8 protein-coding genes are annotated in these 8078 nt (G+C 72.3%); 5 read left to right on the top strand and 3 right to left on the bottom strand.

The features are described from left to right. On the bottom strand, window positions 1-934 hold a 934-nt coding region (locus tag VF697_RS34275), incomplete at its 3' end, for a hypothetical protein (RefSeq protein ID WP_331101669.1). A 180-nt stretch (window positions 935-1114) separates the two neighbouring features. On the opposite strand from VF697_RS34275, the gene VF697_RS34270 reads away from it, so the two are divergent. The 4 genes from VF697_RS34270 to VF697_RS34255 all read left to right on the top strand — a co-directional run bounded on the left by VF697_RS34270 (window position 1115) and on the right by VF697_RS34255 (window position 4798). Beyond that, window positions 1115-2803: a right-handed parallel beta-helix repeat-containing protein gene (locus VF697_RS34270; RefSeq protein ID WP_331101667.1), complete on the top strand. Its 1689-nt coding sequence runs from the start codon at window positions 1115-1117 to the stop codon at window positions 2801-2803. A gap of 187 nt (window positions 2804-2990) precedes the next feature. Further along, a complete protein-coding gene (locus tag VF697_RS34265; RefSeq protein WP_414641384.1) occupies window positions 2991-3449 on the top strand; it encodes a DNA-binding response regulator in 459 nt (152 codons plus the stop codon). Beyond that, window positions 3439-3969, top strand: a complete 531-nt coding sequence (locus VF697_RS34260) for a DUF6232 family protein (RefSeq protein WP_331101666.1) — start codon at window positions 3439-3441, stop codon at window positions 3967-3969. Before VF697_RS34265 ends, VF697_RS34260 begins: the two co-directional genes overlap by 11 nt. Before the next feature lie 322 nt (window positions 3970-4291). After that, a complete protein-coding gene (locus tag VF697_RS34255; protein ID WP_331101665.1) occupies window positions 4292-4798 on the top strand; it encodes a PTS sugar transporter subunit IIA in 507 nt (168 codons plus the stop codon). 126 nt (window positions 4799-4924) lie between these two features. On the opposite strand, the gene VF697_RS34250 is transcribed toward VF697_RS34255, so the two are convergent. Then, window positions 4925-5680: a GNAT family N-acetyltransferase gene (locus VF697_RS34250; RefSeq protein WP_331101664.1), complete on the bottom strand. Its 756-nt coding sequence runs from the start codon at window positions 5678-5680 to the stop codon at window positions 4925-4927. A gap of 383 nt (window positions 5681-6063) precedes the next feature. On the opposite strand from VF697_RS34250, the gene VF697_RS34245 reads away from it, so the two are divergent. After that, window positions 6064-7653, top strand: coding sequence for a methyl-accepting chemotaxis protein (locus VF697_RS34245; protein ID WP_331101662.1), 1590 nt, complete (start codon window positions 6064-6066; stop codon window positions 7651-7653). A gap of 17 nt (window positions 7654-7670) precedes the next feature. On the opposite strand, the gene VF697_RS34240 is transcribed toward VF697_RS34245, so the two are convergent. Further along, window positions 7671-8078: sulfite exporter TauE/SafE family protein (locus tag VF697_RS34240; protein WP_331101660.1), on the bottom strand; the 408-nt coding region annotated here is incomplete at its 5' end.

Here is an 8078-nt window from a genome sequence, read left to right as displayed (position 1 = left end):
GCAGCCCCACGCCCACCAGCATGGGACGCACGCCCGTGCTCAGCGCCCAGAGGTCCGCGGGCACCTCCAGTACCAGCCCCCCGAGCAGCGCCGGCACCCGCCCCAGCGCGGCCAGGAGGTAGCGCCCGGGCTCGCCCACCGGGTCCACGTAGGAGCCGGAGCCGGAGGCGCCATACCCCAGCCGCTTGTACACCCCGAGGTACACGAGCCCGAGCAGCGCCACCGGGGCCAGGGCCCGCGCCCGCTCCTTCACGCCGTCCCGGGCGCCCAGCACCTCATAGGCCAGCAGGTAGGCGAAGACGCCCAGCGCGGTCTCTCCGCCCAGCAGCCCCACGGCGAGCCCGAGGAGCGACAGGGGCAGGGCCCACGGCCGGCGCGCCTCGCGCCACTCGAGGTGCATCCACACGCCGAAGAGCGTGGGCACGGCGGCCACCAGTGCGTTGCGGTTGGCGATCCACCCCGCGACGAGGAAGTGCGCGCCGTCGATGGCGAAGAGGAACAGGGCGAGCGCCGCCACGGTCCCCGGCAGGAAGCGCCGCAGCAGGGCGCCGAAGAGGGCCACCATGCCGAGGTACCAGGCCAGCGAGTGCAGGTGGTAGCCCACCGCGTTGCGGCCGAAGAGCGAGTGGTCCAGCACCGCGAGCGCGCTCGACAGGGGGCGCCAGAAGGCCAGCTTCAGCTCGGGCAGCGTCCACCACGGGTAGGGCCCCTGGTCGATCATCCGCCGCAGGCCCTCGGGGTCGCCGCCCGCGAAGCGGAACAGGTCATAGGGCGAGGCCAGGGACGGGAAGCCCTCGAGGATGAGCAGGTGGGTGAAGTCGTCGCTGAAGAAGCCCAGCCAGACGGTGGGCAGGGCGAGGACCAGCGCGGCCAGCAGGGAGAGCCAGAGGATGCGCGGGAAGGCGAGCCACCGGCCCGGGGTGGAAGTGTTCATGGGCCGTCATCATTTCAGCTTGTCCGCCTCGTGGGCGAGTCCTCGCCGCGGGGCCTCGCCCCCCTCGGACGTCCAGCGCTGGTCACTCGGCCGCGCCGAGCCGGCGAACCTGGTTTGAGGCGCCAGGCCCCACCGGTACCGTGACGCTCATTACGAGCCGGGAATGGGGGTCGCGAGAGTATGAGCCGAGCGGAAGTGAAGCACCTGTCGCTCCTCACCCTGGGACTGGCGCTGTGGGCGGCGGGCTGTGACGAACACGGCGCGCCCCCCGTCACCTATCGGCCTCCCCTCGTCATCGAGGAGACCGTGCAGTCGCCGGCCTCGGTGGGCCCTGGGGACATCCTGCGCCTCGCAGTCACCGTCTCCGCGACCCGGGGCGAGTCCCTGTCCTTCTCGTGGTCCACGACGGCGGGCACGGTGGGCACCGCGGTGAACGAGGCGGGCCACAGTGAGGTGGTGTGGACGTCCCTGTCCTGCCTGCCGCCCGGGGTGACTCCCACGGTGACGATGACGGTCACCGATAGCGTGGGCCGCAGCACCTCGCACACGTTCCCAGTCACCTGGACGGGCCCCACGTGCACGCGGGCGCCGTGCGTCTTCTCGCTGGAGGACGGGCGCATCGCGCTGGCGGCCGACTGCACCACGGACACCACGCTGCTCGTCCCAGAGGACTACACGTTCGACGGCGAGAACCACACCGTCACGGCGGTGGATCCGCCGGGTGGCCACTTCACCGGGGCCGTGATTCGCAACCGGGGCACCACCGCGCGCGTGCGCGATGTGATCGTCACCGCCACCGGCTTGAAGAACGTCTGCGAGTTCGACGCGGCGAGGCTTCGCGGCATCCTGCTCGAAGGGGCCTCGGGCGAGATCGTGGGCTCCACGGTGCTCGACCTCCAGAAGGGCTCGGGCACGAGCGGCTGTCAGGAGGGCTTCGGCATCGAGGTGCGCAACGACGACGCGAGCCGTGGCCCCTTCCGGGTGGACGTGCTGCGCAACCATGTCATCTCCGCCCAGAAGCTGGGCATCCTGGCCGTCGGCGCCGTGGAGGTGACCATCTCCGAGAATACGGTGGATGCCGAGGGGCCGGTGACCCACATCGCTCGCAATGGCATCCAGGTGGGCTTCGGGGCCCGGGGACGGGTGTTGGGGAACACCGTCTCCGGAAATGCCTACACGGGCCCCACGGAGAACACCCTCGGCGCGGGCATCCTGGTCATCGGCGGCAGCTACTTCGGCGACAACAGCCCGCTGGTGACCGACCTCGCCATCGAGGGCAACACCCTCGCGGACAACGATGTGGGCATCTACCTCTCCCAGCTCGAGGGCTCCGGGGCCGATGGGCCCTCGACGCCGACGCGCCTGCGCGTGGCCGGCAACACCCTCCGCAATGCCGCGGCCTCCAACCCCACCTACCAGGCCGCCATCGCGGACTACGGCACCGCCAACGTCATCACCTCGAACGTCATCTCCGGCGCGGGTTACGACCCGGCCACGGTGCCCGGCCGCACCTTCGCCGTGGAGGTGGTGGCTGTCGGGCCCGCCTCCGTGCTCGCGTTCCTCACGCCCGCGTACGATGTCGCCACCGGCGCCTGCTCCGGCAAGGTCACCGTGCAGAGCCAGGACACGGCCGGGAACCTCGTGCCCACGGCGGGCACGTTCTCCCTGGCGGCCACGGGCCCGGCGGCCTCGAGCCTCACCTTCCACGCGGACCCGGCTTGCACCGGCAGTGCGCTCTCGACCGTGGACCTCTCGAACCCGCAGGCCGAGGCGACCTTCTATTTCAAGTCCTCGACGGTGGGCACGGCGACGGTGGCGGTGTCCGGTGGAACCCTGAGCCCGGCCTCGCGATCCCACACCCTGCACTGAGCGAGCCTCCCCCCTCCGGTCGAGTGCTGCGCGAACTTGTCCACTAAGTGTACAGGTTGCGCGAAAGTGCGCCCGGGAGGTGTGCCTCCGGTCCCTTTCTGGCAATCCGCCAGGGCGGTCTTGCAGGCTGCCACGCTCCGGCGCCTCGCGGTGCGCGCTCCCGAGGGAGGGACTCCAGGCATGTGACTTGCTGGTGTTGGGGGGTGAGGAGCCGCCATGCGCCACCCCTTGTCCGTGCTGCGTCATCCTCGCGCCAGACGCGGAGGAGTCGCTGAGCTCGCTGCTGCGCGACGTGCTGGGCGACATGGGCATCGCCCTGCGTGCCTCGGGCGTCGAGGCCCGGCCGGACGTGGTGCTCGCGCTGGTGCAGGGCGGGGAGAGTGTCTCGCGGGTGTTGCGTCTGGCGGGGAATGTGGCGGGGCACGCGCCTGTCATCGTGCTGCTGCCCTTCGATGACGAGCGGCTGCGGCGCTCGGTGCTGAGCCAGGGCGCGCGGGGTTGTTACGCCCTGGGCACTCCGCTGGAGGAGTTGAAGGGGCTGCTGCGGGAGGTGGTGGTGGCGGCGCCACGTCCTCGGGGCCAGGGGGGCGTCCTGGACGCTCCGGGTATGCAGGGTGAACGCGGGAGGCACGAGGATGGAGCGTGAGTCCTGGTCGATGGCGCAGCCGGGCCTGAGGTCCGTGCCGCGGTTGGTCCCCTCGGTGTCGGCGGAGCCACGCACCCCTCTGGGCGAGCGGGTGCTGGTGTCCGCGGAGGGCTTCCGGTTGACGAGCGAGCGGCTGGAGGCGGCGGGTCGCTCCTGGCGGCTGGAGGAGATTCGAGACTTCGGCACGCGGCACGCGTCCCCGGGCTTCAAGCTGCCGCTGGCGGTGGGGGTGGCGGCGGCGCTGGTGGTGCCGGCGCTGCTGCTGCAGCCGGGCTCGCTGCCGGTGACGGCCGCGCTGGTGGTGGCCACGGTGCTCGTCTTCGCCTCCATCGGGCGGCTGGTGGTGGCGGCGGACACCTGGTGGCTCACGGTGCGCACCGCCGAGGGGGAGCGGCAGGTGCTGTGCTGCCAGGATCACCAGCTCTTCGAGCGCGTGGTGGAGGCGCTCGGCGAGGTGGTGGAGCGGCCCGCGCCCAGGCCGGTGGTGCCCACGGCGCGCCGGCTGGCCCTGGTCCGCTGAGACCGGGAGCCTCGGTGAGGGGAGGGCCGTCCCTGAAGCCACGGCGGGGTGGGCGCCTGGAGCGTCGGGTGCTGGACGACGAGAAGACGCTCGGGTCGCTGCTCGCCCGAGGGCCATGCGGGTGCGCCACCGGACACCGGGGTGAGACGGGGTGTTTGAGCGGAACGGTTGGGCTTGCCGATGCGTCCCACCATTCCGAGCATGTGTCGGAGAGCGCCCGGTGCCGCGGGGGCCTGCTCGCGCACCGACTTCAGGCGCGCGCTCGGGCCCGAGGGGTGGCGACGTCAGGCCCGGCTGACGCGTGCTTCTGGGGAGGTGTGTGATGCGATTCACCGATTTCCTGGCGGAGGATTGCATCCGTCCGGAGCTGAGGGCCCGAGACAGGGCGGGCGTGTTGCACGAGCTGGCCGACATGCTCGCGTCGAGGACGCGGGCCCCGAGTGAGCAGCTCGAGCAGCAGCTCGTCGCGCGCGAGCGCATCTCCAGCACCGCCATTGGGGAGGGGGTGGCCATTCCCCACTGCCGCTTCGAGCGGATGCGGCAGACCACCGCCTGCGTCGCCGTGCAGCGCGACGGGGTGGACTTCGGAGCGCGGGATGGGAGGCCGGTGCGCCTCTTCGTGACGCTCGCGTCACCGGCCCACGCTCCGGGCACGCACCTGGGCGTGCTCGCGCGCATCGCCGCGCTGCTGCGGGACGTGCGCTTGCGGCAGGCGCTGGTGGAGGCGCCCTCCGCCGCCGCCATCCGCGCGCTCCTGGTCCAGGCCGAGGACGCCTACCTGGCGAGCCAGGCCCGCCACGACGCCAGCCATCACGCGGGCGCCCACTGAGCGGGGGACGCGCCGACACATCACTCGCCGGAGGGCTCGGGCGCGCCGGTGGAGCCCAACACGGACGGCGGGTGGGTGGGGCCGCGCATGTCCGTGGGCCTGGGCCGGGCCTTCTGAGGCGCGGGGCTACTCGTCCGACTCGGGCGTGGGCCTGGGCGCGGCCACGTCCTTCTTGCGCGCCCCCCCGGAGGCCGCGCGCAAGCCACGCGGCTTCCTGCCAGCGAGCGCGGGCCCGCTGACCTCCTCGGGCATGAGGCCGGTGGTGGGACTGGCGCCCTCGGCGGCCTGGGCCGTGCGGGGCTTGAGCCGGCGCGGGGGCAGCAGGTCCGGCTCTCCGGGCACCCTCTGGGCGAGGAAGATGGCGGCGTCCAGCTTGTAGAAGCTGCGCGCGCGGTACCAGGCGAGCGCGGACTCGTTGTTCTCGGCCACCTCCAGCACGAGGTGGGTGCAGCCCCGGGTGCGCGCCAGGTGCTGGAGCTGCTCCATGATGAAGCTGCCCACGCCCCGGCCCTGGTAGTCCGGGTGCACGGCGAGCTCCTCGACGAAGAGGGGCCGCATGCCCCGCTTCTCGAACCAGCGCGGGTTGACCCAGTTGTCGTCTCCGGTGGCCTCGAAGGCGCACTCGGAGTAGCCGACGATTTCGCCGTTCACCTCGTAGACGAGCTGCTCTATCCACTCGGAGGAGTACACCTCCAGGAAGCGCCGCTTGGAGCGGGGCCGCTGGTACTCCACCGTCTCGCGGTTGACGTCCCGGAAGACGAGCTTGAGGAACTCCCACGCCCGGTTGAGGTCGCGGCGATGGATGCGCCGCACGCGCACCTCGAGGGAGTCCTTCTTCTTCCGCGTGGAGGGCTTCCGCGTGGAGGGCTTCGTCTCACTCATGCCCCCAGTCCTAACCGACCCGCCAGGAGAATGGGGGGACAACCACGCCCGACTTCACACTGGCCGCCATTGTGACTACATGGCGCGGCCACCTCCGAGGCCCGGACGCTGCGTCTCACCTTCCCGCTCCTCCGGCGTCCCCGTGGGGCACTCCAGAGGGGGGGGCTGGCACCCCGGCGAGCGGGGAGGCCTGGAGGGACCCAGGCGGGGTCGCCATTGCCCCAGCCCCGGGCCGCCGCCACCTGGGGAGGGGGGGCTCGCGCACGGGGCGAGCGCATCCGGTATTCTACGGCCCGCGCGACGGACGCGCGCCGACTCGGGGTTGACGCCTGTCAACGCTCGAGGGTCGGCCGGGCCGGGGCGTCCGCGAGGAGCGAGGGGCGATGACATTCAAGCAGAAGGTCTCATTGCTACCGGTGGTGGCCACCGTCTTCCTCCTGGTCATCCTCGGTATGTCGATGGTGCTCAGCCGGGATGCCGCGCGGCTGCGCACGCACATCGTCGAGGGGTACACGCCCGCGCTCGTCTCGGCGCAGGGCCTGGAGTCCCAGGTGGCCTCGTTGAAGTGGAGCCTGCGCGAGGCCTGGCTGGCGCGGGACGAGGCCCGGCTGGGCGCGATGCGGGCGGGGGCCGCGTCCGTCCAGGAGGCGCTGGCGCGTCTGGGGGACAACCCGGTGATGGACGCCTCCCAGCCCAAGGGCCTGCGGGAGTCCTTCGACGCCTTCTGGACGCAGGGGCAGCGCGCCGTGGAGATGGCGGCCCGGGGCGAGCCCGGGGCGCAGGAGGCCTTCCAGCAGGCGTTGGAGCGCGCCACCACGCTGGAGCGGCTCCTGCGCGGCACGGGCGAGCAGGCCCACGCCGGGCTGCAGCTGTCCTTCGACAAGATGCACGTGCTGCAACAGGAGCGGCAGCAGTGGATCGTCACCCTGGTGGTGCTGTGCATCCTCGCGCTCGGAGCGCTCTCGTCGTGGCTGGCCCGGGGCGTGGTGGGGCCGCTCACCCGGCTGACGGAGGTGACCACGCGCATCGCCACCGAGGGAGACCTCACGCAGAACATCGACGTGAGCTCCCGGGATGAGATCGGCCAGCTCGCCCGTGGCATCGAGGCGCTGGTGCTGCGGCTGCGCACGGTGCCGGAGACGCTGCGGACCGTGGTGGACGACCTGACGCAGGCGACGGGCCGGCTCACCGAGGCGAGCCAGGGACAGCTCGCCTTCCTCAGCCACCAGTCGCGCAGCCTGTCGGATGCGGGCTCGACGATGAGCCAGATCGCCCAGACGTCCAACCTGGCGGCGAGCCGCGCGGAGATGGTGCTGCGGGTGGCGGCGCAGGCGGACGAGTTCAGCGCCTCGGGGCGCCAGTCCATCGAGAGCAGCGCGCAGGGGCTGCGGCAGCTGCGGGCGCGGGTGGAGGCGCTGATGCGCAGCGTGGCGCACCTGTCGGAGCAGGCGGCGCGGGCGGGTGAAATCATCGGCAGCGTGCGCGACCTGGCGGACCAGTCGAACGTGCTGGCGCTGAATGCCTCCATCGAGGCGGCGCGGGCGGGGGAGGAGGGGCGCGGCTTCGCGGTGGTGGCGCAGGAGATGCGGGCGCTGAGCGGCCAGTCGGTGCAGAGCACGCAGCGCATCGGGAAGATCCTCCTGGAGATCAACCAGGCCATCCGCCGGGCGGTGTCGATCGCCGAGCAGGACAGCCAGCAGATGGAGGCGGGGATCGCCCAGGTGATGACGTCGGCGGACCGGCTTCGCGAAATCACCACGGTGGTGCAGGAGAGCAGCCAGGCGGCGAAGCAGATCGTGGCCTCGGTGACGCAGCAGAACGCGGGCATCTCGCAGATGACCGAGGTGATGACCACGCTGTCGCAGATGATGGGCGACGTGGTGGAGTCGACGATGACGGCGGAGGAGGCCGTGGTGCAGGTGAACACGTCGCTGGAGCGACTCAAGGCCATGGTCACCAGCTTCCGCGTGTAACGGGCGGGGGGGCGGGCCTACCGCGTCCTTCGCGAGCGCCCCAGGGGGCCACGGGACAGCAGCGCATAGGGCAGGGCCACGCCGCTCACCAGTCCCACGAGCCCCAGCCAGGGCCACGGCGTGGCGAGGCGCGGAGCCACCTGGGCGCGCAGCTCGGGAGGCGTCTGCGCGAGGACCATGAACGAGGCGGTGGCGAGCACGAACCCGCCGAACCCCTTGCGCAGCGTGCCCGGCGCGATGTGGCCCGCGAGCCGTCCGCCGAGGAAGCTGCCGCTGATGGCCGTGACGAGCACGGCGGCGGTGAGCCCCCAGGGCAGCTGGGCGTGTCCCAGGTGGCCGAGCAGCCCGGCCGTGCACTGGAGCGAGATGACGACGAGCGAGGTGCCCACGGCGCTCTGGGTGGGCAGCCCCACCAGCACGAGCGC

Origin of the sequence: Archangium sp. (genome assembly GCF_036388035.1) — a bacterium.
GTDB lineage: Bacteria > Myxococcota > Myxococcia > Myxococcales > Myxococcaceae > Archangium.
The sequence above is the reverse complement of the archived record's forward strand: the minus strand, read 5'-3'. Positions and strand labels throughout refer to the sequence as shown.

Bases quoted from the DNA above. Each gene is read 5' to 3' on its own strand.
- VF697_RS34270 (WP_331101667.1), top strand. From the start codon at position 1,115: ATGAGCCGAGCGGAAGTGAAGCACCTGTCGCTCCTCACCCTGGGACTG.
- VF697_RS34255 (WP_331101665.1), top strand. From the start codon at position 4,292: ATGCGATTCACCGATTTCCTGGCGGAGGATTGCATCCGTCCGGAGCTG.
- VF697_RS34260 (WP_331101666.1), top strand. From the start codon at position 3,439: ATGGAGCGTGAGTCCTGGTCGATGGCGCAGCCGGGCCTGAGGTCCGTG.
- VF697_RS34245 (WP_331101662.1), top strand. From the start codon at position 6,064: ATGACATTCAAGCAGAAGGTCTCATTGCTACCGGTGGTGGCCACCGTC.
- VF697_RS34250 (WP_331101664.1), bottom strand. From the start codon at position 5,680: ATGAGTGAGACGAAGCCCTCCACGCGGAAGCCCTCCACGCGGAAGAAG.